Source organism: Streptomyces cyaneochromogenes, assembly GCF_003963535.1.
Classification (GTDB): domain Bacteria; phylum Actinomycetota; class Actinomycetes; order Streptomycetales; family Streptomycetaceae; genus Streptomyces; species Streptomyces shaanxiensis.
In genome coordinates, this window is the sequence record NZ_CP034539.1 from 9,892,150 (window position 1) to 9,917,208 (window position 25,059).

Annotated in this window: 24 protein-coding genes; 10 read left to right on the forward strand and 14 right to left on the reverse strand. The window is 71.1% G+C overall.

Annotated elements, in window-relative coordinates; translation table 11 throughout:
* Window positions 1–7: 7 nt before the first annotated feature.
* Entirely contained in the window at window positions 8–1,294 is a 1,287-nt protein-coding gene (locus tag EJ357_RS44405) for a streptophobe family protein (protein ID WP_126398043.1), read from the reverse strand.
* 187 nt (window positions 1,295–1,481) lie between these two features.
* On the opposite strand from EJ357_RS44405, the gene EJ357_RS44410 reads away from it, so the two are divergent.
* The 3 genes from EJ357_RS44410 to EJ357_RS50385 all read left to right on the forward strand — a co-directional run bounded on the left by EJ357_RS44410 (window position 1,482) and on the right by EJ357_RS50385 (window position 3,843).
* Window positions 1,482–2,708: a DUF6777 domain-containing protein gene (locus EJ357_RS44410; RefSeq protein ID WP_126398045.1), complete on the forward strand. Its 1,227-nt coding sequence runs from the start codon at window positions 1,482–1,484 to the stop codon at window positions 2,706–2,708.
* A 99-nt stretch (window positions 2,709–2,807) separates the two neighbouring features.
* The gene (locus EJ357_RS44415; protein WP_126398047.1) at window positions 2,808–3,263 is read left to right on the forward strand and encodes an ATP-binding protein; all 456 of its coding nucleotides are present in this window, start codon (window positions 2,808–2,810) and stop codon (window positions 3,261–3,263) included.
* A 97-nt stretch (window positions 3,264–3,360) separates the two neighbouring features.
* Window positions 3,361–3,843, forward strand: coding sequence for a helix-turn-helix domain-containing protein (locus EJ357_RS50385; RefSeq protein ID WP_126398049.1), 483 nt, complete (start codon window positions 3,361–3,363; stop codon window positions 3,841–3,843).
* A gap of 15 nt (window positions 3,844–3,858) precedes the next feature.
* Here EJ357_RS50385 and EJ357_RS44425 read toward each other — a convergent pair whose 3' ends face one another.
* The 3 genes from EJ357_RS44425 to EJ357_RS44435 form a co-directional block, all read right to left on the reverse strand.
* Window positions 3,859–4,461, reverse strand: a complete 603-nt coding sequence (locus EJ357_RS44425) for a ClpP family protease (protein WP_126398051.1) — start codon at window positions 4,459–4,461, stop codon at window positions 3,859–3,861.
* 1 nt (window position 4,462) lies between these two features.
* Window positions 4,463–5,101, reverse strand: coding sequence for an ATP-dependent Clp protease proteolytic subunit (locus tag EJ357_RS44430; RefSeq protein WP_126398053.1), 639 nt, complete (start codon window positions 5,099–5,101; stop codon window positions 4,463–4,465).
* Between the two features lie 110 nt (window positions 5,102–5,211).
* Complete coding sequence (locus tag EJ357_RS44435; protein WP_126398055.1) at window positions 5,212–6,423, reverse strand: epoxide hydrolase family protein; 1,212 nt, start codon at window positions 6,421–6,423, stop codon at window positions 5,212–5,214.
* Between the two features lie 123 nt (window positions 6,424–6,546).
* Between EJ357_RS44435 and EJ357_RS44440 the strand changes: the two genes are divergently transcribed.
* Window positions 6,547–7,029 (forward strand): VOC family protein, encoded by a 483-nt coding sequence (locus tag EJ357_RS44440; protein WP_126398057.1) that lies wholly within the window; start codon window positions 6,547–6,549, stop codon window positions 7,027–7,029.
* A gap of 7 nt (window positions 7,030–7,036) precedes the next feature.
* Here EJ357_RS44440 and EJ357_RS44445 read toward each other — a convergent pair whose 3' ends face one another.
* From EJ357_RS44445 to EJ357_RS44465, 5 genes are all read right to left on the reverse strand, one after another.
* The gene (locus EJ357_RS44445) at window positions 7,037–7,945 is read right to left on the reverse strand and encodes an SGNH/GDSL hydrolase family protein (RefSeq protein WP_126398059.1); all 909 of its coding nucleotides are present in this window, start codon (window positions 7,943–7,945) and stop codon (window positions 7,037–7,039) included.
* Between the two features lie 117 nt (window positions 7,946–8,062).
* Complete coding sequence (locus EJ357_RS44450) at window positions 8,063–8,944, reverse strand: geranyl diphosphate 2-C-methyltransferase (RefSeq protein WP_126398061.1); 882 nt, start codon at window positions 8,942–8,944, stop codon at window positions 8,063–8,065.
* A gap of 50 nt (window positions 8,945–8,994) precedes the next feature.
* Window positions 8,995–10,041: a family 2 encapsulin nanocompartment cargo protein terpene cyclase gene (locus tag EJ357_RS44455; protein ID WP_126398064.1), complete on the reverse strand. Its 1,047-nt coding sequence runs from the start codon at window positions 10,039–10,041 to the stop codon at window positions 8,995–8,997.
* A gap of 16 nt (window positions 10,042–10,057) precedes the next feature.
* Window positions 10,058–11,500, reverse strand: a complete 1,443-nt coding sequence (locus tag EJ357_RS44460; RefSeq protein ID WP_126398066.1) for a family 2B encapsulin nanocompartment shell protein — start codon at window positions 11,498–11,500, stop codon at window positions 10,058–10,060.
* Window positions 11,501–11,691: 191 nt separating this feature from the next.
* Window positions 11,692–12,699: a zinc-binding alcohol dehydrogenase family protein gene (locus EJ357_RS44465; RefSeq protein WP_188142323.1), complete on the reverse strand. Its 1,008-nt coding sequence runs from the start codon at window positions 12,697–12,699 to the stop codon at window positions 11,692–11,694.
* 151 nt (window positions 12,700–12,850) lie between these two features.
* On the opposite strand from EJ357_RS44465, the gene EJ357_RS44470 reads away from it, so the two are divergent.
* The gene (locus EJ357_RS44470) at window positions 12,851–13,654 is read left to right on the forward strand and encodes a VOC family protein (RefSeq protein WP_126398070.1); all 804 of its coding nucleotides are present in this window, start codon (window positions 12,851–12,853) and stop codon (window positions 13,652–13,654) included.
* Window positions 13,655–13,690: 36 nt separating this feature from the next.
* Complete coding sequence (locus EJ357_RS44475) at window positions 13,691–14,383, forward strand: ribonuclease H family protein (RefSeq protein WP_126398072.1); 693 nt, start codon at window positions 13,691–13,693, stop codon at window positions 14,381–14,383.
* Window positions 14,384–14,402: 19 nt separating this feature from the next.
* On the opposite strand, the gene melC2 is transcribed toward EJ357_RS44475, so the two are convergent.
* Both melC2 and melC1 read right to left on the reverse strand, forming a co-directional pair.
* Entirely contained in the window at window positions 14,403–15,227 is an 825-nt protein-coding gene (gene melC2, locus EJ357_RS44480) for a tyrosinase MelC2 (RefSeq protein WP_126398074.1), read from the reverse strand.
* A gap of 34 nt (window positions 15,228–15,261) precedes the next feature.
* Window positions 15,262–15,672, reverse strand: a complete 411-nt coding sequence (gene melC1 / locus EJ357_RS44485; RefSeq protein WP_126398076.1) for an apotyrosinase chaperone MelC1 — start codon at window positions 15,670–15,672, stop codon at window positions 15,262–15,264.
* Window positions 15,673–16,014: 342 nt separating this feature from the next.
* On the opposite strand from melC1, the gene EJ357_RS44490 reads away from it, so the two are divergent.
* Window positions 16,015–17,226 carry an FAD-dependent monooxygenase gene (locus EJ357_RS44490; RefSeq protein WP_126398078.1) on the forward strand — a complete coding sequence of 404 codons (1,212 nt, stop codon included), beginning with the start codon at window positions 16,015–16,017 and terminating at the stop codon, window positions 17,224–17,226.
* 7 nt (window positions 17,227–17,233) lie between these two features.
* Here the strand turns inward: EJ357_RS44490 and EJ357_RS44495 are convergent, their stop codons facing one another.
* Window positions 17,234–18,922, reverse strand: a complete 1,689-nt coding sequence (locus EJ357_RS44495; protein ID WP_126398080.1) for a cholesterol oxidase substrate-binding domain-containing protein — start codon at window positions 18,920–18,922, stop codon at window positions 17,234–17,236.
* A 137-nt stretch (window positions 18,923–19,059) separates the two neighbouring features.
* On the opposite strand from EJ357_RS44495, the gene EJ357_RS44500 reads away from it, so the two are divergent.
* The gene (locus tag EJ357_RS44500; RefSeq protein WP_126398082.1) at window positions 19,060–20,043 is read left to right on the forward strand and encodes an aldo/keto reductase; all 984 of its coding nucleotides are present in this window, start codon (window positions 19,060–19,062) and stop codon (window positions 20,041–20,043) included.
* An 86-nt stretch (window positions 20,044–20,129) separates the two neighbouring features.
* Complete coding sequence (locus EJ357_RS44505) at window positions 20,130–20,612, forward strand: DUF6328 family protein (protein ID WP_126398084.1); 483 nt, start codon at window positions 20,130–20,132, stop codon at window positions 20,610–20,612.
* Between the two features lie 28 nt (window positions 20,613–20,640).
* Here the strand turns inward: EJ357_RS44505 and EJ357_RS44510 are convergent, their stop codons facing one another.
* Window positions 20,641–21,684, reverse strand: a complete 1,044-nt coding sequence (locus EJ357_RS44510; RefSeq protein ID WP_126398086.1) for a hypothetical protein — start codon at window positions 21,682–21,684, stop codon at window positions 20,641–20,643.
* A gap of 145 nt (window positions 21,685–21,829) precedes the next feature.
* On the opposite strand from EJ357_RS44510, the gene EJ357_RS44515 reads away from it, so the two are divergent.
* Window positions 21,830–23,266 (forward strand): serine hydrolase domain-containing protein, encoded by a 1,437-nt coding sequence (locus tag EJ357_RS44515; protein ID WP_126398088.1) that lies wholly within the window; start codon window positions 21,830–21,832, stop codon window positions 23,264–23,266.
* Between the two features lie 22 nt (window positions 23,267–23,288).
* Here the strand turns inward: EJ357_RS44515 and EJ357_RS44520 are convergent, their stop codons facing one another.
* Window positions 23,289–24,917 (reverse strand): serine/threonine protein kinase, encoded by a 1,629-nt coding sequence (locus EJ357_RS44520; protein WP_126398090.1) that lies wholly within the window; start codon window positions 24,915–24,917, stop codon window positions 23,289–23,291.
* Between the last annotated feature and the right edge of the window lie 142 nt (window positions 24,918–25,059).

Genomic DNA, 25,059 nt, shown 5'->3' on the forward strand with positions numbered 1-25,059 from the left:
GGACCGGTCATCCCCGCGCGCGCGTCGCGACCTCGCCCCGGCCGCGCACCCACCGGGCCAGCAGTCCGCCGAGGAACCCGGCGACCAGCCCCCACAGCAGCGCCAGGCCGACCGCCGTCCACACCTCGGGCCGCAGGAACAGCTCGCCGCCCAGATCCCCGCCCAGGTCGCCGATGCCCAGGACCGACAGGCCGTAGTGCGCCGAGACGCGACCGACGAGGCAGATCATCAGCACCGTGAGCGCGAGCGCGACCGCGAGGTGCACCGCGTGCTGCCAGGCGCGCATCCGGGCCGGCGACCGCCTCGCCGTCACGAACGCGACGGCAAGCAGCAGGAGCGCGTCGACGGCGACCAGCCACCACACCCTGCCGTCGTGCTCGGCGAGCGTGCCCAGATTCAGCTCGGCGACCTCCTGGCCGCGCAGCACCTCGTCGAGCACATGCGGCATGGGCAGCCCGAAGGGCCCCTCCACCCGGCCGTTCCAGGTCGCGCCGAGCCCGAGCGTCAGGGCGAGCCACACCAGGTTCGGCATGCCGAGCAGGATCACCGCGAAGGTGTCGGCCGCATGCCCTCGGGTCGCCGCGACGACCAGACCGATGGCGATCCCCAGGCCGACCCACGCCAGCAGCAGCACCACCATGGCGCACGCGGCCGGCCGCACCGACTCCTGGAAGCGCAGCAGCCGGCCCTGCAGTGGAGCGCCACGCGTGACCAGCAGGGCCAGGACCAGCACGCCCGCCAGCCACAGCAGGCCGAAGAACATCGTCGCGGGGACGTCCGTGGTGAAGCCGACCTCGGGGGAGATGCCGAACAGGTCGCCGAGGTCACCGAGGACGTCGTCCCCGAGGTCGCCGAGCGAGAGGGAGAATGTGTGGCGGGCGGTGAGGGACAGCGCCAGGAGGGCGGCCGGCCACACCACGGCGATGCGCGCGGCCCACCCGGCGAGTTCCCGGGTGCCGGTGACCGCCCGGTGTCGCAGCGGCCGCAGGAAACCGGCGGCCAGGACCAGGGCGCCGGTGAGCGTGACCGACAGCGGGATCACGGTCAGCCCGGCGTCGGACTCGGCCAGCCCTCCCGCGTTGCCCGAGAGCTCGACCGTGCCGCCTACCGCCGTGACCACGGTCGCCGCGACGACCCGCGGGAAGGCGCCGTCCGGAAGGTCGGCGGCCCCGGCGGCCCACAGTCCCAGCGCGGCGACCGCCCCCATCGCCACCAGCCCTGCCAGCACCACGGCGACGGCCCGCACCCAGCCCCGAAGGGCCACGGCCGCACGAGAGGGGGTCGGCGCACTCACCCTGCCCACGCTAAGCAGCACCCCCGGGGCACGCCTGTCGGGAGTCCCGTCCCGCGTCGGCTTGCGTGCGGCGCGGGAGGCGCGCACAGAATGGAAACAGTACAAACTGCCGCTGAAGCGGCAAAGCGGAAAAAGACGCGAAGCAGCACTGGCTGCCGCAGGAGTCCAGCGTCGGGAAGAAGGACTCGTGAGTGTCGAACCTCCGTCGTCCGGCCGCCCCACAGGGCCGCCCTCGGGTCCCCTGTCGGGTCCCTCCCAGCCGCCCGCCGGCCCGCCCTCGCAGCCCCCCTCCGACACCGGCGGGGGAGCACCCGGCCCCGAGCCCCACCACCCCTGGTGGAGGTCCGTCCCCCGTATCGCCTCGCTCACCGCGGTCGTGGTGGCCGCTGTGCTCGTCGCCGTCGTCCTGTCACGCGGCGGCGGTGGCGGCAGCGGCACCGCCCAGAGCGGCGAGGTCTTCCTCCAGGCCGCGAGCAGCACGGGCCCCGACCCGTTCACCGAGTCCACCGCGAAGGACAGCACCGCCCCGCCTGTCAGCCCGTCCCCGGCCACCGAGTCGGCGCCGTCGAATGCGGTACGAGGCGTGGACGGCGGTGCGCCCGGCCTGTACAGCGGCAGCCGCAACGTCGGCGCCTGCGACGTGGAGAAGCAGATCACCTACCTCCAGCAGGCCCCGGCCGAGAACAGGGCGTTCGCGTCGGTCGCCCGCATCGGCACGTCCGACGTCGCCTCCTACCTGCGCTCGCTCACCCCGGTTCAGCTGCGCATGGACACCCGCGTCACCAACCACGGCTACCGCGACGGTGCCGTCACCAGCTACCAGGCCGTCCTCCAGGCCGGCACGGCGGTCTTCGTCGACGACCGCGGTGTGCCCCGGCTGCGCTGTGCCTGCGGCAACCCGCTGACCACGCCGGTCGCCCAGCACGGCACGCCCAAGCGGACGGGTGACTCCTGGCCGTCGTACCGCCCCACCAACGTCGTGGTGGTCTCGGCCTCGACGATCGTCGTCAAGACCTTCGTGATCTACGACCCCGACCGCAAGGAGTGGCTCGCCCGTCCGCGCGGCGACGACGGCCGCAAGGACAAGAAGACCGAACCGCCGGCGAAGCCCTCCCCCTCGGTGAGCGTGTCGACGCCGACGTCGCCCACCTCCCCGTCCACCTCGATCTCCCCCTCCTCGCCGTCGCCGAGCGACGAAAGGCGGAAGGAGGAGCCGACGACGACGGCCCCCACGACGACGGAGCCGACGACCACGGAACCGACGACCACCGAGTCCACGACGAAGTCGGAGTCGCCCGAGACGTCGCCCACCGAGTCACCGTCCACCACGGGTACGACGACCTCGCAGTCGGCGTCACAATCGGAGTCGCAGTCGGCTCCCACCACGGGTGCGTCCCAGTCGCCGTCGTTGTGACGTACGGCGCCACCTGCGCGGTGACTGCGCGGCTCCGCTCTGGGTACGAGGACTGGTGCAGTAGTGTCCGGCCAGTTCCGGCTTCCGAGAGAGATACGCATGATCGAGCACGTGGACGGGGCAGTGATTCCGACTGGTTTCGACGTGCCCGTGGAACCGCTTCGGCGGGCGGCGCACTACAGCGGTGAACCCGGATGCATCGCCGAGGCGCGGTCCTTCGCCGCGCTGTTCCTCGGTCGGCTCAGGACCGAGTGGTGCGCCACGATCGCCGAGCCCGCCGAGGACAAGGTGCTCCTGGTGGTCAGCGAGTTGGTCACCAACGCCGACCGGCACAGCAACGGCCCGTACATCCTGGACCTGGAGGGCACGGACGACGCGATCACGGTCTGCGTGTACGACAGCAGCTCCGCGCTGCCGCGCCGCTTCCCCAAGGACCCGGAACGGATCGGCCGGCACGGCCTGGAGATAGTGCACGCGCTGGCGGCGGAGATGGCCGTCGAACGGGTGCCGGTCGGCAAGCGGGTACGTGCGGTGCTGCGGCTGAGCGACGAGTGACTCGCGCGCCCGGCAGGCGGCAGGCGGTCGTTGCGATTTCCCCCAGGGCGGAATGCTGATCCCTTCCCCCGGCGGCCGACGCTTCTAGGCTGGGCGGGTGAGCGAACAAGCGCCGAACGAAGCCCGCGTCATTCCCCTGCGCCCGCCGGCCGCACACCGGCCCGCCGCCCGCCCGGGAACGACCCGCCCCGCGTCCGAACGCCCTGCCACCGCGGCCCCCGCGAGCGCGCCCGCCGCCCGGCCCTCCGCGGCGCCGCCCGCCCCCGCGCCCAAAGAGCCCTTGTGGCGCGACCTGGTCGGTGACGTCCTGCGCCGAGAGCGGCTCGCCCAGGAGCGCACCCTCAAGGACGTGGCCGACGCGGCCCGGATCTCCATGCCGTACCTCTCGGAGGTGGAGCGCGGCCGCAAGGAGGCCTCCTCGGAGGTCCTCGCGGCCGCCGCCCACGCCTTGGGACTCGGCCTCGGCGACCTGCTGTCGCTGGCGCAGGGCGAGTTGGTCCGGCTCACCAGTCGCCGCGTGCCGGGCGCCAGCCGCGCCAGGACGGGTTCGTCGTACGACGGGATGTGCCTGGCGGCGTGAGGCCGCGCCGGCGTCTCAGACCCGCACGAGGCGCCGGCTCACCACCTCGTCGGCCAGGCCGTACGCCACGGCCTCCTCGGCGGTGAACACCTTGTCGCGGTCCATGTCCGCGCGCAGGGTCGCGATGTCGTGGTGCGTGTGCCGGGCCAGGACCTCCTCGACCTGGGAGCGGATCCGGATCATCTCCTTGGCCTGGAGGGCGAGATCGGACACCATGCCCCGGCTGCCGCCGGTGGCGGGCTGGCCGAGCAGCACGCGCGCGTGCTCCAGGACGAACCGCCGCCCCGGATCCCCACCGGCCAGCAGCACGGCGGCCGTTGACGCCGCCTGACCCACGCAGAACGTGGAGATCGGCGCCTGCACGTACGTCATGGTGTCGTAGATCGCCATGAGCGAAGTGTTCGAGCCGCCGGGGGAGTTGATGTAGATCGCGATCTCGTTCTCCGGCGCCGCCGACTCCAGGTGCAGGAGCTGGGCGATGACGACGTTGGCCACGCCGTCGTCGATCTCCGTGCCGAGGAAGATGATCCGCTCCGACAGCAGCCGGCTGAAGACGTCGGAGGAGCGCTCGCCGTGCGCGGTCCGTTCGACGACGTACGGAATCGTGTAGTTCCCCATGTCACAGCCCCATCCGTCGCTTGGAGGCGGCCGGGCGGACGTCCGTGAGGGACTCCACGACCCGGTCCACCATGCCGTACTCCTTGGCCTCCTCGGCCGTGAACCAGCGGTCGCGGTCGCCGTCCCGGGAGATGGTCTCCGGGGACTGGCCGGTGTGTTCGGCGGTGATCCGCTCGATGGTCCGCTTGGTGAACTCCAGGTTCTCCGCCTGGATCTCGATGTCCGCGGTGGTGCCGCCGATCCCGGCCGACGGCTGGTGCATCATGATCCGCGCGTTCGGCAGCGCGTACCGCTTGCCTTCGCTGCCGACGCTGAGCAGGAACTGGCCCATGCTGGCGGCGAAGCCCATCGCCAGCGTCGAGACGTCGTTCGGGATCAGCCGCATCGTGTCGTAGATCGCCAGCCCCGCGTGCACAGAGCCGCCCGGGCTGTTGATGTACAGGCTGATGTCGGTGCGCGGATCCTCGGCGGACAGCAACAGCAGCTGGGCGCAGACCCGGTTGGCGGAGGATTCGGTGACCTCGGTGCCGAGCAACACGATGCGCTGGGCGAGCAGTTGGGCGGCGAGGTGGTCGTCGAAGCGGGTCGGCGGTGCGTCGCCCTCCTCGGCCCGGGGAGCGAGCGTGGTGAGTGGAGTCATCGGTTCTCCTCGTGGTGGCGGGATGCCGTCGACTCCACTGTTGACCTCGGACGGGCCCGGAACGCGGAATTTCTGCCCGCGGCAGATTCGCTGCCGGCAGAGCGGATCGCTCAGCTCTTCTCGCGCAGCTGCCGGAAGAAGGCGCGGACGTCGTCCACGAGCAGATCGGGCTCCTCCATCGCCGCGAAGTGCCCGCCCCGGTCCAGCTCCGTCCAGCGGACGATGTTCTCCGTGCGCTCCGCCTTGTGCCGCAGCGGGATCTGCGGGTCCCCGGGGAAGCACGCCACCGCGGTCGGGGCGGTCGAGGGCTCGCGCGGGGCGGCGACCCCCTCGCCCTTGGCGTGGGCGCGCTCGTAGTAGATCCGGGCGGACGAACCCGCCGTGCCCGTCAGCCAGTACAGCATCACGTTCGTGAGCATCAGGTCCCGGTCGACGGCCTCCTCGGGCACCCGCTCGGAGTCCGTCCACTCCTGGAACTTCTCGACGATCCAGGCGAGTTGGCCGACCGGCGAGTCCGTGAGCGCGTACGACAGGGTCTGCGGCCGGGTGGACTGCAGGTGGAAGTAGCCGGTCCCGTCCCGGAACCACTTGGCCCACCGCCGCCATGAGGTGAGCGTGCGCTCACGCTCCTCGGGGCTCAGCGCCCGAAGTTCCTCCGCGGAAGGCTCGGTGGCCGCCTGCGCGCCGGGCAGCAGATTGAGGTGGATGCCGATCACCCGGTCGGGGTGCGCGCGGCCCAGCTCGCGGGAGATGGCCGCACCCCAGTCGCCGCCCTGGGCGCCGAACCGCTCGTAGCCCAGGCGCGTCATCAGCTCGACCCACGCGTCGGCGATCCGCAGTGCCTCCCAGCCGGTATCCCGGGTGGGCCCGGAGAACCCGAAGCCGGGAATGCTCGGCAGGACCACGTGGAAGGCGTCGGCGGGGTCGCCGCCGTGGGCGGCCGGGTCCGTCAACGGGCCGACGACGTCCAGGAATTCGACGATCGAGCCCGGCCAGCCGTGTGTGATGACCAACGGGGTGGCGTCGGGCTCGGGGGAGCGGATGTGCGCGAAGTGCACGTGCGCGCCGTCGATCTCGGTCGTGAACTGCGGCCACTCGTTCAGCCGCGCCTCCGCCGCCCGCCAGTCGTACGTGTGCCGCCAGTGGCTCACCAGCTCGCGCAGGTACTCAGAGGGCACGCCGTACGCCCATTCCACTCCGGGCAGCTCATCGGGCCACCGGGCCCGGTCGAGGCGGTCGTGCAGGTCGTCGAGGTCGCTCTGCGGGATGTCGATGCGGAACGGGTGCACGCTGTTGCCGTTGCCGGCGGGCGAAGACGTCATGGCCGCGATGCTAGTTCCGGACGGTGTAACGGCCACCTGGATTAGTGGCCGTGCGACCGATGAGTTCCGGGCGGAGGATCGGTCGACACAGATGACAGCGGATCCACGCCCCAGGAGGTACCCATGGCAACCGACGGTTTCACCACGTGTCTCTGGTACGACGGCCAGGCCGAGGAGGCCGCCCACTTCTACGTCTCGATCTTCAAGAACTCCAGCATCGGCGAGATCGCCCGCTACCCCGAGGGAGCGCTCCAGCCCGCCGGCAGCGTGATGACCGTCGAGTTCACGGCCAACGGCCACAAGTTCCTCGGCCTCAACGGCGGCCCCGAGTTCAAGTTCACCGAGGCGACCTCCTTCATGATCTTCTGCGAGAACCAGGAGGAGATCGACTACTACTGGACCAAGCTCACCGAGAACGGCGGCGAGCCCGGCCCGTGCGGGTGGCTGAAGGACAGGTTCGGCGTGTCCTGGCAGGTCGTCCCGGACCGGCTCCAGGCCATGATCACCGACCCGGACCCGGCGAAGGCGGCCCGCGTGACCGCCGCTTTCATGGCGATGAGCAAGTTCGACATCGCCGCCCTGGACAAGGCCTACGCGGGAGAGTGAGCCCCCTCTAGGGGTTCTCGCGGATCACCCGGGTGATCTCCAGGGCGATCCGCAGGATCCCGGGGGAGCGGACCGGGCAGGGCTTGGGCGTCGAGGTCGTGGGCGCCAGACAGAAGTGCAGATAGTCGTCGTCGCGGTGCAGGGCGGTCCGGTCGCGGCCCGGCTGGGTGCAGTACTCGGCGTGCTCGCGTTCGTACGCCGTGCACGGCAGGTACTGGACCCAGGAGTAGCGGGCGCCGGCCGCACTCAGCGTCTTGCCCGCGTCCGCGACCAGGTCGCCCGAGGCGGCGGCCTGCTTCTCGTAGAGGGCGTTGACGCGCCGGACCCGGTCGGGAGTGATCGGGTCCGGGCCCTGCAGCACCCAGACGATCCGCGCCTCTCCGGCCGCCGCGATCTGATCGACGAGCCGCTTTATGTCGGCCTCGTACCGCTCGAAGTACTTCTGCGGGGAGGCGCCATGGGTGATGCCGTCCATGCAGGGTGTGTAACCCCACGCGTTGCCCCAGAACTGCAGCACCACGAAGTCGGGACGCAGCTTGCGCACCAGGGCGGCGGCCTTGTCCGCGACCGGCACGAGGGACCGTTTGCCGGTGCCCTCCAGGTAGTCGCACGGGGTGGTCCCCGAATAGGGGGCGCTCGTGTACGTCGCCCGCAGGTCCCGGCGCAGCTCCCGCCCCACCACCTCCTGGGCCTCCATCGCGAGCGAGTCGCCCAGATACAGCACGTTCGGTGCCTTCGCGGCGGCGCTCGGAGCCGTACCGGCAGTGCTCGGCGAGGCAGGCGCCCGCTGCTGCGTGGTGGCCGACGCCTGCGGCACGTCCGCAGGCACGGCGTCCTTCGGCCCGGACGACGGATCCCCGCACGCGCCGAGCAGCACGGCGGCCAGCAGCACTCCCACGACCCACGGCTTCCGCATACGGCAACTCCCGCCCCGGACACCGAAAACGGTTCCCCAGGCAAGCACAGCCGGCCCTCGGGGGGAAGCCCCGGGTCGGCCACGGAACTCCGTGGCCGACCCGGGCCCCACCTTCGCTCAGACGCGGTCCGCGGCGATCAGCAGGTACTGGAAACTGCCGTTGCGGTACGCGCTCAGGAACGTGTCCTCGATGCCCGTCACCAGGTGATCGGCCTCGCGGCGCAGCTCCCAGTAGGGGATGGTCGCCGAGGTCAGATCCTGCACGTGGACCGGCACGAGCCGGTTGCGGGCCATCGCGCGGAAGTACGCCGAGCGCGGGTGGATGTCGCAGATGTAGTGGGCGTTGATGAGGGACACCTCGCGCGAGGCGCGCCCGTAGGTGTCGTTGTAGCAGCCGGTGATGGTCACGTAGCGGCCGCCGCGGCGCAGCAGCCGGGCGTGCTCGGCGAACAGCAGGTCGAGCTCGACGTACATGGTCGACTCGTTGTTCCACGAGGCCGCGAACGCCCCGGACGGCAGTCCGGTGTCGAGCATGTTCCGGCAGTGGTAGCGCACCTGGTCGCCGATGCCCCGCTTGCGGGCCTGCTCGTTGGCGAACTCGGCCTGCTTGGCGGAGAGGGTGACCCCGTCGGCCTCGCAGCCGTGGCGCAGATGGGCCACGACACTGCCGCCCCCGCGTCCGCAGCCGGCGTCGAAGACCCGGTCGTCGGGCGTCAGCGGGCCGAGCCGGTCGGCGAGCAGCTCTGCCTGGGCGTGCTCCAGCCGGTGCAGTTCGGCGGTGATGCGCTCCCGGCGCCGGACGGGGTCGGGTTCGTCGAGCACGGAGCGGTCGGCGTCGCCGATGCCGTAGTGATGGTGGTACAGGTCGTCGATCTTTCCGAGTTCGAGGTTGACCGGGTTCTCCTCGGCGTTCCAGTAGTCCGCGACGCGGGTCTGGTACGTGGACTGGGACGGCACCGGGACGGCGGTGGAGGTGCCGGCTTCGGGGGCGATGGTCAACGGTTACTCCTCGTGCTGGTCACTGTGACGCTCTGTCATTCGATGGCGCATTACCAGTAGTTGGGCAGGTGGTAGCGGTGGGTGTTGGTCGAATGCCACTCGTGGTTGCCGGCCACCCAGTCGGACAGGCTCCGGGCGTAGCGCTCCACGAGGGGTGAGGTGGCGGACAGCAGGGCCGACTCCTCCTCGAAGGACTCCATGATCCGGTTGTGGATCTCGACGGCCTTCAGATAGGCGGCCTTCAGGCCGCACCGCTCGTTCGCGGCGATGACCTGCGGCAGATTGAGGTGCGTCGGGTCGCTGGCCAGCTCCTTGGTGAACGAGTACAGGTCGTTGACGATCGTGGTGGCGTTGCAGGCGAGCGCGGTGATCCGCTGGATCTCGGGCCGGGCGTAGACGGCCTCGGGCAGTTCGTAGCCGTCCACGGCGTCCACGATCGACAGACAGGGCCGGAAGTTGTTGAACTGCCGCATCACCAGGTACTCCCAGACCCGCGGTACGTACCGGGTCTCCGCCCACGCGGCCTCGGCCAGATAACCCAGGTGCAGCCGGGCGATGTCGTGCACGAAGCGGTCGGTCTGGCTGGGCGTGGCGAACGCGGCGTAGTCCTGCAGCGCGAAGTGGTACGAGCGCAGCGGACCGTCGGCCCGCACGCCCTCGCGCCACTCCTCCTCCAGCTCGGGAATCCCGTGGTACGGATCGATCGCCGACTGGGCCATGATCAGCCGGCCCCCGAGTCCCCGGCGCGCACCGCCCCGGCCCTCGTCCTCCTCGCAGTAGCAGGAGTCGACGACGTTCTCGGCGAGCAGCAGCTCGCCGGCCGCGGTCAGCCGTTCCAGATCGGCCGCCTCCGGGTGCTGAAGCACCACCGCCCGCCCGAACTGGAACCCCGAGAAGTCCCCCGACCACGCCGCGGGGAACAGATCGAGGCGTCGCGCCCAGGCCTCCAGCCTGTGGTCGACCTCCGCGGCCTTCTCCGGGTCGGCGGGTGCGACCTGCCGGTACCGCAGCCCCGGGATCGCCCCGCCGCGCCGGGCGCGCAGGCTGCTCGCCAGGTTCGGCGGGCCCGGCAGCGAGGTGGGGGACGACGTGCTCATGACGTGCTCCAAGCGGTCACTCGGCCGTCCGGCCGACCTGGGCGTTCTCGAGGATCCCGACCGCGTCGGGGACGAGGATCGCCAGCGAGTAGTAGGCGGTGACGAGATAGCGGATGATCGAGTTGGCGTCGATGCCCATGAACCGCACGTTCAGACCGGGCTGGTGCTCCTCCGGGATCCCGGTCTGGTAGAGCCCGATGGCGCCCTGGTCGCCCTCGCCGGTGCGCAGCGCGATGATGCTGCTGGTGTGCTGCGGGCTGATCGGGATCTTGTTGCACGGGAAGATCGGCACACCGCGCCAGGCGGGGATCTCGTGCCCCTCGACGCTCGCCGTGCCCGGCACCAGCCCGCGCCGGTTGCACTGCCGGAAGAACGCCGCGATCGCCTTCGGATGGGCGATGAACAGCTTCGTCTTACGGCGCATCGACAGCAGCTCGTCCATGTCGTCCGGGGTCGGCGGCCCGGTGAAGGTGCTGATGCGCTGCCCGTAGTCGACGTTGTGCAGCAGCCCGAACTCCCGGTTGTTGACCAGCTCCCACTCCTGACGTTCGCGGATCTCCTCGATCGTCAGCCTCAGTTGCTGCTCGGTCTGGTTCATCGGGTTGTTGTAGAGATCGGCGACCCTGGTGTGCACGCGCAGCACGGTCTGGGTGAGTGACAGCTCGTACTCGCGCGGCGCGAGGTCGTAGTCGACGTAGCCGCCGTCGATGGTCGGCTCGCCGACGTGGCCGGCCTGCACCGGTACGTCGGCCTCGCCCTTGCGGTTCATGGGCAGGTTCTGCCGCGCGGCGTAGGCCTCCAGGTGCGCCGCGAGGGACGGCACCCGGTCGGTGAACTCCTGGACGACGCTCCAGGGCAGCGTGAGCAGCACGCCGGCCGTCTCCGCCCGCACCGAGCTCAGCCACAGCGGGTCGGGCTGGCCGATGGCCTCGTCGCCGATCTGATCGCCGTCGGTGACGACTCCGACGATCTCCTCCTCGCCGTACTTGCCTGCCGTGAAGCGGGTGAACCGGCCGTGCACGACCAGGTAGGTCTCCGTGACGGGCTGCCCGGCCTCGATGAGCACCTGGCCGGCGCGCACCTCCCGGACCCGGAACCGGGTGGAGATCTCCCGCAGGACGTCGGTGTCGGTGTAGCCGCGCAGGACCGGCAGTTCGGTGAGGGTCTCGGGGATGACCTTGATGTCGTAGGCGCCGTTCTGGTCGAACTGCACCCGGCCGCGGCCCACGCGCAGTTGCAGACGCCGGTTGACCCGGTAGGTGCCGCCCTTGACGTCCACCCAGGGCAGCATCCGCAGCAGCCAGCGCGAGCTGATGGCCTGCATCTGGGGTTCGGACTTGGTGGTGGTGGCGAGCTGCCGGGCCGCCTGGGTGCTGAGACTGGTGAGTGAGCTGTCGGAATTCGGTGCGGGATCGGGTTCGTCGATGGCGGGACCGGTGGCGCTGTCCGGTGTGGACAATTTCCCTCCCGGGAGGTGAGCTGGGCTGGCCGAGCGCGTGCACCAGCCAAACAGCCGTGGCGGCTTCGTGATCAGGGCGTGAAAGGGGCGGTTTCAGGCGTCGGAGGTGCAAACCTTCCGTATGAGGCAGAAGACGCACCGTGGGTGATCCCGCTCCCCTCCCGTGCCTCCGCACGCCCGCGAGGCCACGCTCAGGACAGGTCGTCGACCAGCACCGCCGCGCCGTCGAACCGGCCCGCCTTCAGATCCCGCAGCGCCTCGTCGGCCCGCGACAGGGGATAGGGGTGCGTGGTGGCGTGGACGGCGTGCTCGGCGGCGAGCGCGAGGAACTCACGGCCGTCCTCGCGCGTGTTGGAGGTGACGCTGCGCAACTGCTTCTCGTAGAAGAGGTCGGTCTGGTAGCGCAGCGCCGGGACGTCGCTGAGGTGGATGCCCGCGATCGCCAGCGTTCCGCCCCGGTCGAGGGCCCGCAGCGCCACCGGGACCAGTTCGCCGACCGGCGCGAACAGGATCGCGCTGTCCAGCGGCTCCGGCGGCATCTCGGTGGCGTCACGGGCCGAGGCGGCCCCCAGCTCCAGCGCGAGCTTGCGCGCTGCCGCGCCCCGCGTCAGCACGTGCACGACGGCGCCCTCCGCCATCGCGACCTGCGCGCACAGATGGGCGCTGCCCCCGAAGCCGTACAGCCCGAGCCGCCCGCCCGCCGGGAGCGCCGCCCGCCGCAGCGCGCGATGGCCGATGATCCCGGCGCACAGCAGCGGCGCGAGCGTCACGTCGTCGAGGTCGCCCGGCAACCGGTACGCGAACGCGGCCGGTACGGTCGTGTACGGCGCGTATCCGCCGTCGGCGTCCCAGCCCGTGTACCGCGAGGCAGGACACAGGTTCTCGGCGCCGCGCGCGCAGTAGGCGCAGGTGCCGTCGGTGCGCCGCAGCCAGGCCACCCCCACCCGCTCCCCGACGTCGAAGCCGCGCACCGCGCGCCCGAACCCGGCCACCACGCCGACGACCTCGTGCCCGGGCGTGACCCCCGGCCGGTGCACCGGCAGATCCCCCTCGGTGACGTGCAGATCCGTTCGGCACACCCCGCAGGCCCGCACCCGCACCAGCAGCTCGTCGTCGTCCGGTACCGGCACCGGCTTCTCGACCAGCCGCAGGGACCCCGACTCGACGGGCCCCGGCTCGATCACCGACCACGCGGGCATCGTCCCGTCCGCCATACCGAGCCCCGTCCGTCGACCGCTCGCCGTCTGCCCCCAGTCTGGGACGGAACCGGGCATTCGGCGCGCGGCCGGACTGCCGGATGGCTAGCGTGAGAATCGGGACAACCCACCGATCCGGGAGAGGGCCGCAGTCATGGCCGTGAAACCTGAAGGAACCCCTGTCTGGGCCGACGCGATGTTCACCGACATCGAGGGAGCGAAGAACTTCTACGGCGACGTCCTCGGCTGGACGTTCGGCGAGCAGTCGTCGGAGTACGGCAACTACACCCAGGCCTACGCGGACGGCAAGGCGGCCGCCGCGGTCGTCCCGCCCATGCCGGGCCAGGAGGGCATGTCGCAGTGGTGCCTCTACTTCGCCTCGCCCGACGTCGCCGCCACCGCGGCGAGGATCCGTGAGAACGGCGGCGAGATCCTGATGGAGCCCATGGCGGTCGGCGACTTCGGCAGCATGTGCCTGGCCCGCGACCCCGGTGGCGTCGTCTTCGGTGTGTGGCAGGCCGGCACCCACGAGGGCTTCGAGGCGGAGATGACCGAGCCCGGGGCCTTCTGCTGGGCGGAGATCTTCACCCGCGAGCCGGAGAAGTCCGACGCCTTCTTCCCCGCTGTCTTCGGCTACGGTCAGCAGCAGATGGAGGATGGCGAGATGGACTTCCGCCTCTACACGCTCGGCGGGGACACCATGGCCCTGGGCCGGATGAAGATGACGGACGACTTCCCCGACGACATCCCTCCGTGGATCAACGTCTACTTCAACGTCCCCGACTGCGACGACGCCGTCGCCAAGGCCACCAAGCTCGGCGGCGTGCTGCGCTTCGGCCCGATGGGCAGCCCGTTCGGCCGGTTCGCCGCGCTGAGCGACCCGCAGGGCGCGAACTTCTCGGTGATCGACACCGGCACCACCGAGGGCGAGATGCCCAAGCTCAGCGACGTCTCCTGACCGACTCCGCGACCGGGTACCCGACCCGCCCATGGCATGATCGGGCACATGCGTGAACGAGTTGTGGCCGCGTGCGACGGGGCTTCGAAGGGAAACCCCGGTCCGGCGGGCTGGGCCTGGGTCGTCGCCGACGAGAAGGAGACGCCGGCCCGCTGGGAGGCGGGGCCACTCGGCAGGGCCACGAACAACGTCGCGGAACTCACCGCGCTGGAACGCCTGCTCACGGCGACCGACCCCGGCGTACCGCTGGAGATCCGCATGGACTCGCAGTACGCCATGAAGGCCGTCACTACCTGGCTGCCGAACTGGAAGCGCAACGGCTGGAAGACGGCCGCCGGCAAGCCGGTCGCCAACCAGGACCTGGTCGTGCGCATCGACGAACTGCTCGCCGGCCGCACGGTCGAGTTCCGCTACGTCCCCGCCCACCAGGTCGACGGCGACCCGCTGAACGACTTCGCCGACCGCGCCGCCAGCCAGGCGGCCAGTGTCCAGGAGCCCGCGGGCAGCGGCCTCGGCTCACCGGAGCCGCCGCCCTCCCCGGACACCCCGCCGGCCAAGTCCCCGCGCCGCAAGGCCGCGGCCCCCCGGAAGAACGGCAGTTCCTCGCGCACCATCAAGGCCAAGTTCCCCGGCCGCTGCGTCTGCGGACGCGGCTACGCGGCGGGTGAGCCCATCGCCAAGAACGCCCAGGGCTGGGGCCACCCGGAGTGCCGTACCGCCGAAGCCTGACCGATCGGCCTGCGGGGTCTCAGGCCGCGTCGAAGGTGTAGTGCGCGGTGTGGTCCAGCAGATCGGCCGGGCGCACATCGTTCCACGGCTTCATCGTGTCGTTGAGATCGACCACGTTCGGTGTCCCGGCCGTCGGCACATAGCCGGAGCCGGGGTGCCGCCGCTGCCAGTCCGCCCACAGCTTGTCGATGTAGGCGTGGTGCAGCCAGAACACCGGGTCGTTGGGCGACATACCGGTGGCCATCTGCCCGCCGACCCAGACATGGACCCGGTTGTGCAGATTGACGCCGCGCCACCCTTCGAGGTGGTTGCGGAAGCCGTCCGAGGCGCTGTTCCAGGGCGCCATGTCGTACGTCGGCATCGCGAGCACGGACTCCACCTCGGCCCGGGTCGGCAGCTCCCGTACGGCCGTGCCCAGCGACCTGCGCAGGAACGTACGGCCGTCGACGCGCACGTTGATCGTCCAGTTGCCGCTCGACGCGGCGAACGGCCCGTCCATCACCCGCCCGTCGAGGCTGCGCCCGGTGCCACCGAGGAAGTCCGGCGCCCACAGCGAGGAGCGTATGGAGCGGTCGGTGCTCCAGTCCCAGTACGGCAGCGCGACCGAGGCGTCCACCTTCTGCAGCGCCTGCTCGAATTCGAGCAGGAATCTGCGGTGCCAGGGCAGGAAGGACGGTGATCGGTGGCCGGTGCGCTCCCCGTTGTCGGTGTCGCCGATGATGAAGGCGTTGTGCGTCGTGACGAACTCGTCGTAACGGCCGCTGCGCTTCAACTCCAGCACGGCGGCGACGAACCGCCGCTTCTCGTCGGCGGTGAGCAGGGCCTGGTTCTTGCGGACGGTCATGTGCGCGGATGCTCCAAAGTGCGGGTACGTCAGGTCAGTTGGCGGGGAAGGGCAGGAGCGCCGCGCCCTGCAGCTCGTCGACTGCGGCGCGGGCGGCGGCGCGCGGGGTGGCCACCGGGTCGTAGTGACTGACGACGCTGATCCAGCTGCCGTCGGCATTGCGCATCACATGCAGCTCCACGCCGTCGACGAACACGGCGTAGCCGGCGCCGTGATGCTGGTGGCCGCCGCCCGAGACCGGCCGGCCCTGTATCCGGCGGCCGTGGTAGACCTCGTCGAAGGACGCCGGGGAGTGGTGGTCGGCGTGCCCGGCTGCGGGCGCGCTGGGGGTGGTGGCCGTGCTGGGGGCGGTGGACGCGCTCGTGGCGGCGATCGTCTGGACACCTGCCGCGGTGGCGAGGGCGGCCGCGGCGGTGAGCGCGCGGCGACGGTTGAGTTCCGGCATACGGACCTCCTGGTTGCGTTCGATGGACGACTCCGCATGCCTATCGGGCGGGACGAGAGAGGGAGAAATCGGTCGGTAGTGGTTGGCTACGATCCGGACAAGTGCACACATGTCATGCAAGGTTGAACAAGGATGATCTTGCTGTGCGAGGTGTCCGCGCATCACCGGAACGGGGAATTCCTTCTCCTGGTGATCGCGTTCCCGGCGGTCCTTCGCGGACGGCGGCGGTGTCAGTGGTCTGTTTCACCCGCCGAAACTGGCGCGATCCGGAGCGCGGCGTTGTCAGGAGTCCGCCCTGCTACGCTGCCGAGCCGAAATGGCCGTTTTGGGTAACTTCTAGGGGTGTGCGTGAAGGTCGTCTGTGTCGGCGGCGGGCCCGCCGGGCTGTATCTCTCGATCCTGCTGAAGCTGCGGGACCCGTCCCATGACATCGCCGTCCACGAACGCGACCCGGAGGGCGCCACCTACGGCTGGGGCGTCACCTACTGGCGAGAACTGCTCGACAAGCTGCACGAGCACGACCCCGAGTCGGCCCGCGCCATCGACGAGAGCTCGGTCCGCTGGAACGAGGGCGTCGCCCACGTACGGGACCTGACGACCCGTCGGCCCGGCGACGAGGGGCGCGGCATCGGCCGCCACCGACTGCTGGAGATCCTCGCCACCCGCGCCCGCTCGCTCGGCGTCCGCCTGGAGTTCGAGCACCGGATCCCACCGGACAACCTGCCCGACGCCGACCTGGTCGTGGCCTGCGACGGCGTCCACAGCGCCCTGCGCGGCCGCCACGCCGACCACTTCGGCACCGAGATCGGAATCGGCCGCAACCCCTACCTCTGGCTCGGCACCAGCAAGGTCTTCGACGCCTTCACCTTCGCCTTCGCCGAGACAGAACACGGCTGGATCTGGTGCTACGGGTACGGCTACGGTCCCGGGGCCGGCACCTGCGTCGTCGAATGCGCCCCCGAGACCTGGGTCGGCCTCGGCCTCGACACCGCCGACGAGGCCGACGGACCGGCCCTGTTGGAGAAGCTCTTCGCCGGCATCCTCGACGGCCACCCCCTCGTGGGCCGCTCCGGCGCCGAGGGCGGCGCGCGGTGGCAGACCTTCCGCACCCTCACCAACCGCACCTGGCACCGCGACAACCTGGTCCTGCTGGGCGACGCCGCCCACACCACCCACTACTCCATCGGCGCCGGTACCACCCTCGCGCTGCAGGACGCCATCGCCCTCGCCGGCGCACTGCACGAGCACCCCGCCCTCCCGCAGGCCCTCACCCGCTACGAACAGGAGCGCCGACAGGCCCTGTTGCCTCTCCAGAGCGCGGCCCGCCACAGCGCCCAGTGGTACGAGAGCCTGCCCCGCTACATCGACCTGCCCCCGCAGCAGATGTTCGCCCTGCTCGGCCAGCGCCACTCACCTCTGCTGCCCCACATGCCGCCCCGGCTGTACTACCGGATCGACCGGGCGGCCGGGCGACTGGAGGTGCTGCGCCGCCTCAAGAGCCGGCTGGGGCCGAAGGTCGCGCGCACCCTGCAGGCCAGGGCGTCCCGGAAGTAGCCCGGTCTCACCCGAACAACCGGTCGAGGAAGGCGTTGCCGAACACACCGTGGGGATCGAGCCGGTCCAGGACCTCCGAAGCCTCGCGCCAGGCCTCCTCCCCGAAGCTGCCGGGCACGACCGAGCCCAGCACCTCGTCGTCGCTCCAGGCGGCCTCGTCCGTGTAGGCCCAGCCCTTCGACCACTCGACCCGGGTCATGGCGTACCCGCCGTCGAACGTGCCGAGCAGGAACTGCTCGATCTCGCGCAGGAACGCCTCCGCGTACGGCGTCCCGGGCAGCGTCAGGATGTTCAGCCACACGGCGGTGTCCCACTCGGGATGATCGCCGCGCGGCCGGAGCGCCGACAGCAGCGGCGTCCGCGCGCCGTCCGCGCCGACGTCCGCCGGATCGTCGAGGCCGGTCACCCGGATCTCCACCGAGCCGTTGACCGGGAACCGCCCCCGCGCGGCGTACTGCGCGAGCCGCTCCCGGTAGAAGGACGTGAACTCGGCGACCACACGCTGCACTTGGGCCCGGCCCGTCAGCACCAGGCACCCGTTCGTGGCGATCCTCAGCGTCGTCGGCCGCAGATACAGCAGCGTGTTCTTGGACGGCCCCCACAGGTCCGCCGACAGCGTCGCCACCAGCCCGAGGGCGGCCGCGTCGTACTGCGCGTTGCCCAGCACGGGCGCCAGATACCAGGCCCCGTCCGACACCATGCGCCCGACCAGTTCCGCCACGGGGCGCGGCACGTTGTCGGAGAACGGGTAGTTGTACGGCTGCCTCACGTGCCGCGAGGTCAGCGGCCGGGTGGGGGAGACGCTCCACACCTTCAGCCACGGGAACTCGGTGAAGGCGAACCAGATCGCCTCGACCCGCCCGGCCCGGTCCAGGAAGCTCTCGAAGGTACGTCCCTCGGTGCCGGGCGTGGCGAAGAGTTCGCCGGCCGGGATGTCCGTACGGCTCACGCACCGCAGGTCGGTGTTCGCGCCCACGCGCAGCACGACCTCGGTGACCAGGGAGCGGCCGAGATGGGTCAGCAGCGCGGCGCAGTCCGCCTCGTCACGGTCGTAGGTGCGCAGCACGTACGCGCCACTGGCCTCGTCCCAGACGACCGCCGTCAGCGACAGCACGAGATTGCTGAGCGAGCCGTACGTGTGCCCGGGCAGCCGCTGTTCGCCGCGTGCCGGTACGGCGGTGCCGTGCGCGTCGATGGCCAGGGCGCCGCCCAGGGTGAGGTTGCCGGGCGCGGGCGCTGCGGTGACGCCGAGTCCGCGCTCCTCCAGGTAGGTGAGCAGGGCCTCCAGGGTGACACCGGCGCCGGCGCGTACCGAGTCCGGCGACTCCAGGGACAGGCCGGTGAGGTGAGGGGCGGTGTCGACGAGCAGGACCTGCGTGTCCGACGGTGTGCCCTGGGTGATCGTCAGCGGTGACCAGCCGTGCGAGGCGCCCCGGGCGCGGACCCTCCAGCCGTGCCCCCGGGCCCAGTTGACGGCGGCGACCACCTGGTCCGGGGTGTCCGGTGCGCAGGCCCACAGCCCGTCGGCGGTGATCTCGCCGACCCAGTTGCGGTACGCGGAGCGGTACAGCGTCACCTCCGCCGGGAAGTCCGGTAACTCCTGTGCCGCGACGGCCGGATCCGCCGGGAGGAGAATCGGTACGGCGGCCAGGGCGGCGGTGCGCAGGAAGCGCCTGCGGCTGAACTCGTCGATCATGAGCTCACGCTAGGGACCGGCTCCGCAGTCACCGTGCGCCGGTACGATCTATTCACCCGTGTGAGTGAATGATTCACAGGGAACGCGGCGGAGGGGCCCGTTCCGCGCATGACCATGACGAATGACACACTGACACCATGGACGAGCGTGTAATGGGCAGGTTGGGACGGCGGGCCTCCGTCGTCGGTCTCGGGACATGGCAGCTGGGCGCCGACTGGGGAGACGTCGACGAGAAGGACGCCCTCGCGGTGCTGGACGCGGCCGTCGAGTCGGGGGTGACCTTCTTCGACACGGCCGACGTGTACGGCGACGGACGCAGCGAGCAGACCATCGCCACGTTCCTGCGCGGCAGGCCCGAGCTGGACATCTTCGTGGCCACCAAGATGGGCCGCCGCGTCGACCAGATCCCCGAGAACTACGTTCTCGACAACTTCCGCGCCTGGAACGACCGTTCCCGGCGCGACCTCGGCGTGGACCGCCTCGACCTGGTCCAGCTGCACTGCCCGCCGACGCCGGTCTACTCGACGGACGAGGTGTTCGACGCCCTGGACACCCTGGTCGAGGAGGAGCGCATCGCGGCGTACGGCGTCAGCGTGGAGACCTGCGAGGAGGCGCTGACCGCGATCGCCCGGCCGGGCGTGGCCAGCGTGCAGATCATCCTGAACGCGTTCCGTATGAAGCCCCTGCGCGAGGTGCTGCCCGCCGCCCGGGAGGCCGGCGTCGGCATCATCGCCCGGGTCCCGCTGGCCTCCGGCCTGCTGTCGGGCAAGTACACCAAGGACACCGTCTTCCCCGCGAACGACCACCGCACCTACAACCGCCACGGCGAGTCCTTCGACCAGGGCGAGACCTTCTCCGGCGTCGACTACGAGTCCGGTGTGGAGGCGGCCGTCGAGTTCGCCGCCCTGGCTCCCGAGGGCTTCACCCCGGCTCAGCTGGCCCTGCGCTGGATCATCCAGCAGCCGGGCGTGACCACCGTGATCCCGGGCGCCCGCTCACCCGAGCAGGCCCGCGCCAACGCGGCCGCCGCCGCGCTGCCGGACCTGTCCGACGAGACGCTCGCCGCGATCCAGGACCTCTACGACCGACGGATCAAGGACCAGGTCGAAAACCGCTGGTAGACGCGGTACGGCTCCGGGAGCGGCCTTCATGCCGCTCCCGGAGCCCCTCCGTTTGAGCGCTCGGTGTCGGGGTTACCCGTACCCGCATGACCGAGCAGGAGAGACGGACAGGACGTGACGAGACCGAGGAGGAGCGCGCCGACCGCATGTGGGGCGAGATCCTCCAAGAGGTCCGTGTGGCCCAGATGGGCGTGCAGATCCTGTTCGGTTTCCTGCTCACTGTCGTGTTCACGACGAAGTACGACACCCTCAACGACACGGACCAGACCATCTACATCGTGACGGTCGTCCTGGGCGCCTGCGCCACCGGCGCCCTGATCGGCCCCGTCTCCCTGCACCGGCTGGTGTCCGGGCGGCGCATCAAACCGCAGGCGGTGACGTTGGCCTCCCGGCTGACCTTCGTCGGCCTGATCCTGCTCCTCGCCACGACGGCGTGCTCGCTCCTGCTGATTCTGAGGGTCGCCACCCACGACGACTATGTGCCCTGGCTGGTCTCGGGCGTGGTCGTCTGGTACATAGTGTGCTGGTTCGCGCTGCCGATGTGGGCACGCCACCGCCACACGGAGTGAGCGGTGGCGCCCGCAAGGGCGAGTGCGGCTACTCGGCCCGAGCCGAGCCCGACTGCGTCCCGCGCAGTGCCGCGATGGCGGTCGCGATGGCCTGCTGGAGTTCCTCCAACTGCTGGACCATGTCGTCCTCCACGAACTCCTGCACATCGTCGAAGGTCAGCTCCTCGAAGACCTTCGTCGCCTTCTGCAGGCTGTTGTAGAACTTCGTCCGCCGCTCCTGCACCCGCAGCTCGGGGTCGGCCTCCACGGCCTCGACGACGAGCGACTTCATGGTGTCGTAGGCCTCGGAGGCCCACTCACCGGTGTCCTCGTCCTCCTCCAGCTCGTCGATGAGCGACAGGTGCCGCTCTGCCTCCTGGCGCAGGTCGACGGGCGCGTCGACCATCTGCCCGGCCGGCGTCTTGATCTGGCCGGACTCGGCGATCTGGCGGACGTAGCCGATCCGGTCGGCCGACCGGCTCTCCGTGGCGACGGCTTTCTTCAGGTCGTCGGTGCGTACGACGTCCCGCGCCAACTCGGCCTGGAGGTCCGGGTCTTCTCGGACCCGGTCCAGGAGCGCCTGGCGGGCGGCGCGGGCGGTCGAGGGGTCGGCGAGGATCGCGGCGCGCAGCGCGGTGGGGTTCTCGGCGACCTCCAGGGCCTTCGTCGGGCGGATGCCCTCGGCCTCGGCGGCCTCGGCGATGGCCGTGCCGCGCTCGGAGGTGGCGCTGTTGCGGGAGACGTAGTAGCCGATCCACACGTCGGCGTCCGGCAGCTCCACCTCCTGGCCCGGCGCGAGGGCCTCGAAGTGGGGGACGAGGCCGTTGTCGGCGGCCCGGTCCCAGGCCTTGTAGTAGCGCATGACCCGCTCGGGGGAGCACCCGGCGAGTTCGGCGAACTCCTTCGCGGACACCTTCGGCGTCTCGTCCGCACCCTGGCCGCCGGGCCGCACGCTGCGGGCCACCATCAGACCGAAGGTCCACCCTCCGGTCCGCGCGTAGACCCCGAACTCGCGCGCGTCCCGCGCGACGAGGTCGGACAAGGGGGCCTGGGGCGCGGGGGACGTCTCGGGCGGGACGAACGCAAGGGTCACGGATGACTCTCCTGAGCAGTGCTGGTCGGACCGCACATGTGAACAGGGGTGGTCGCACCGCACATGTGCAGAGAGGCAGCCTATATGCACGCCCGGCGGCGCCCGTTGCCTCGATCGTCGCCAAGCCCTGGGGGAGGATGCCCGCATGACTGTTCGCCCGCTGCCCTCGAGTACCCCCGCCGCCCAGGGCGTCGACGCCTCCGGTGTCCTCGCCTTCCTCGGCGCCCTCGACGCCGCCCCGGACATCGAGCCGCACAGCCTGATGATCCTGCGCCACGGCCGGCTCGTCGCGTCGGGCTGGTGGGCGCCGTACACCGCCGAACGCCCCCATCTCCTCTACTCGATCAGCAAGAGCTTCACCGCGGCCGCCGCCGGGATCGCCGCCGCCGAGGGGCTGATCCGGCTCGACGACCCGGTGATCTCGTACTTCCCCGAGTTCGAGGCCGACATCACCGACCCGCGCAGCCGCGCGATGCTCGTGCGGCATGTGGCGTCCATGGCCAGTGGCCACGAGAGCGACACCCTCTTCGCGGCGCGCGAGCTCGACCGGGAGAACCTCGTGCGCGGGTTCCTGCTGATACCGCCGGCCCGTGACCCGGGGACCGTTTTCGCGTACAACCAGCCGGCCACCTTCACGCTCTCCGCCCTCGTGCAGAAGGCGAGCGGCCAGTCGCTGACCGAGTATCTCCGGCCCCGCCTGCTGGATCCGCTGGGCATCGGCGACGTCGGGTGGCTGCGCGACCGCAGCGGCCGGGAACTCGGCTTCAGCGGACTGCACGCCACCACCGACGCCGTCGCCCGGCTCGGCGAGCTGTATCTGCGGGGCGGGGTGTGGGAGGGCGAACGGCTGCTGCCCGAGTGGTGGGTGGCCGAGGCCACCCGTGCGCAGATCGAGACCGCGGGTGGCATGCCCGGGGAGGACTGGCAACGGGGCTATGGCTTCAAGTTCTGGATGTCCCGGCACGGTTATCGCGGTGACGGCGCGTTCGGTCAGTTCTGCCTGGTGCTGCCCGAGCAGGACGCCGTGATCGCGACGACCGGGGACACCTGGAACATGCAGGCCGTGCTGGACCTGGTCTGGGAGCACCTGCTGCCCGCGTTCCGGCCCGCACCCCTGACCGGCGGCGAGGCGGCGGACGCTGCCCTGGCCGCCCGGCTGGCGGGCCTCGCACTGTCACCCGCGGCCGGCAAGCCCGCACCGCCCGAGCGTGCCCAGGCCTGGTCCGCAGCAGCCTTCACCCCGGACGGCGGGGTCTGCGCGCAGCTGCCCAAGCTCACCGCGATCGACCTCGCGCCGGGCGCGGACGGCTGGACGCTGACGCTCACCGAGGACGGCCACCCGCTGCGCGTGCGGCTCGGGGAGGACGGGTGGACCGTCGCCGAGGAGCCGGTGCCCACCGCGGTGAGCGGCGGCTGGACCGACCCGGACACCCTGGTCGTGGACGTCGCCTTCCTGGAGACCCCGCACCACCTGGACGTGAGGTGCTCGCTCAAGGACCGGACGTTCAAGGCCAGTTGGCGTACGGAACCGCTGCACGGACTGCCCCTGCGGGCGATGCGGGCACCTCGCGCCTCGGCCTGACCCGCCGGACGGGCCTTGGTTCTCAGTCCTCGGGCACCCGGAAGGTGTCCAGGGCGACGTCCAGGGCCTCCCGGTTGCCGGCGTCGTCCCAGTCGGCCGCCGAGGTCGTCCAGCGCAGTGAATAGCCGCGGTGTTCGCCGATGAGGAAGCCGCGGCCGAAGGTACGGACACGGGTGCCGTCGTCGTCGGCGAGCCACTGGATGTCGGCGGCCTCGTAGCCCCGGTATGTGGTCCCGTCGATGTCACCGACGCGCTCGTAGCCGACCCCGGCACCCTTCAGCCCCGGCTCGACGTCGTCGCGCCAGACGGCGACGGGGTCCGGGCCCACGCGCTCGCTGTAGGTCACCGCGAGCGTGCGGGGATCTCCTTCCGCGCCGAACACCACCCGGTACGCCAGGTCGGAGGCGCGCGTCGTGCGCAGGGGCTTCCAGCCCTGGGGGAGGGCGACCGAGAAGCCCTCCGGCGACTTGTACGTCCGGAAGCCTTCGGGCAGAGCGTTGCCCGAGGGGGACGCGGTGGGCGGCGGGTTCTTCGTCGCCTCCTTCGTGGGGGACGGGGTGGGCTCTGCGGTGGGGGCCGGGCTCGTGGGGACCTGACTCGTGGGGGCCGGGCTCGTGGGCTGCTTCGCGGAGGTCGACGGGGTCGGTGCCGCGCCGGCCGCCGAGGAACCTCCGTCGTCCTCCCGGCCGTTGGTCACCACCAGGACCGCGGCCGCGACGGTGACCACGGCGAGAGCGGTGCCGACGACCATGGCGCGTCTGCCCCATCCCGGGCCCGCGGTGTACAGGCCACTCGGCCGGCGACGCGGCGTTGCCTGCAGGGGTGCCTCGGGGTCCTCGTTGAGGACGCGCACGAACGCGTCGCGGATCACCGGTCTGCTCAGCCGTTCCCGCGAGTCCTTGCGCAGCAGCCCCTGCACGGCCTGGGTGAGCGGACCGGCACGCACCGGGGCGCGCAGCGGAAGCCGGTCCACCCCCTTCAGCGTGGCCTCGGGCCGGTCCCGTTCCCGGTACGGCGGGCGCCCCTCGACCATCGTGTAGAGGATCGCGCCGAGCGCCCACAGGTCGGACGCCGGCCCGATGCGCTCGTCGCGGGCCTGTTCCGGCGACGCGTACGACGGCGCCGCCACCCGGGGCGCCAGGGTCGCGCCGGCCAGGCCGAAGCCGGTGACGACGACGGAGCCGTCGTCGTGCACGAAGACCTGGCCCGGGCTCAGTTCGCCGTGCGTGATGCCCGCGACGTGCGCGGCCTCCAGCACGTCGAGCAGCTCCAGGCCGATGCGGGCGGCCCGTACGTAGTTGAACGTGCCCTGATGGGTGAGCAGTTCACCCAGAGGCATGGCCTCGATCCACTCGGTGACGATCCACAGGCTCCCGGACTCCTCGACGGCCTCCAGGACGGTGGCGACCCGGCCCGGACGCAGCAGCCCCATCCGTTCGGACGTCCGCAGGATCCGGGAGGTCGCCCGGCGCCTGTCGTCCGGGCAGGGGTCGTCGGGCAGCCCGATCTGGGTCAGCAGGCAGGGACGTTGGGTCTCGATGTCCTCGCCGTAGTAACTGACGCGATTCGTCTCGCGATGGACGACATCGACGAGCCGGTACCTTCCCGCGATCAACTCGGCTGTGGAGACGCGCGCCTTTACCATGGCCATCCCTCGTTGAACCCCTGGCTCTCATTTCTCACAGGAAGTACGAGAGACGCGACGGGAAGCGTTCAACGAAATCCTCAACTAAAGGCCTCCTCTTTTCATTTGTTTCTTACGCGTGAGTAAGCAGTGGAAAACACACGGGAAT

Coding starts and splice junctions, on each gene's coding strand:
- EJ357_RS44415 (WP_126398047.1), top strand. CDS start 2,808: ATGATCGAGCACGTGGACGGGGCAGTGATTCCGACTGGTTTCGACGTG.
- EJ357_RS44425 (WP_126398051.1), bottom strand. CDS start 4,461: ATGGGGAACTACACGATTCCGTACGTCGTCGAACGGACCGCGCACGGC.
- EJ357_RS44430 (WP_126398053.1), bottom strand. CDS start 5,101: ATGACTCCACTCACCACGCTCGCTCCCCGGGCCGAGGAGGGCGACGCA.
- EJ357_RS44435 (WP_126398055.1), bottom strand. CDS start 6,423: ATGACGTCTTCGCCCGCCGGCAACGGCAACAGCGTGCACCCGTTCCGC.
- EJ357_RS44440 (WP_126398057.1), top strand. CDS start 6,547: ATGGCAACCGACGGTTTCACCACGTGTCTCTGGTACGACGGCCAGGCC.
- EJ357_RS44445 (WP_126398059.1), bottom strand. CDS start 7,945: ATGCGGAAGCCGTGGGTCGTGGGAGTGCTGCTGGCCGCCGTGCTGCTC.
- EJ357_RS44455 (WP_126398064.1), bottom strand. CDS start 10,041: ATGAGCACGTCGTCCCCCACCTCGCTGCCGGGCCCGCCGAACCTGGCG.
- EJ357_RS44465 (WP_188142323.1), bottom strand. CDS start 12,699: ATGCCCGCGTGGTCGGTGATCGAGCCGGGGCCCGTCGAGTCGGGGTCC.
- EJ357_RS44470 (WP_126398070.1), top strand. CDS start 12,851: ATGGCCGTGAAACCTGAAGGAACCCCTGTCTGGGCCGACGCGATGTTC.
- EJ357_RS44475 (WP_126398072.1), top strand. CDS start 13,691: ATGATCGGGCACATGCGTGAACGAGTTGTGGCCGCGTGCGACGGGGCT.
- melC2 (WP_126398074.1), bottom strand. CDS start 15,227: ATGACCGTCCGCAAGAACCAGGCCCTGCTCACCGCCGACGAGAAGCGG.
- melC1 (WP_126398076.1), bottom strand. CDS start 15,672: ATGCCGGAACTCAACCGTCGCCGCGCGCTCACCGCCGCGGCCGCCCTC.
- EJ357_RS44495 (WP_126398080.1), bottom strand. CDS start 18,922: ATGATCGACGAGTTCAGCCGCAGGCGCTTCCTGCGCACCGCCGCCCTG.
- EJ357_RS44500 (WP_126398082.1), top strand. CDS start 19,060: ATGGACGAGCGTGTAATGGGCAGGTTGGGACGGCGGGCCTCCGTCGTC.
- EJ357_RS44505 (WP_126398084.1), top strand. CDS start 20,130: ATGACCGAGCAGGAGAGACGGACAGGACGTGACGAGACCGAGGAGGAG.
- EJ357_RS44515 (WP_126398088.1), top strand. CDS start 21,830: ATGACTGTTCGCCCGCTGCCCTCGAGTACCCCCGCCGCCCAGGGCGTC.
- EJ357_RS44520 (WP_126398090.1), bottom strand. CDS start 24,917: ATGGCCATGGTAAAGGCGCGCGTCTCCACAGCCGAGTTGATCGCGGGA.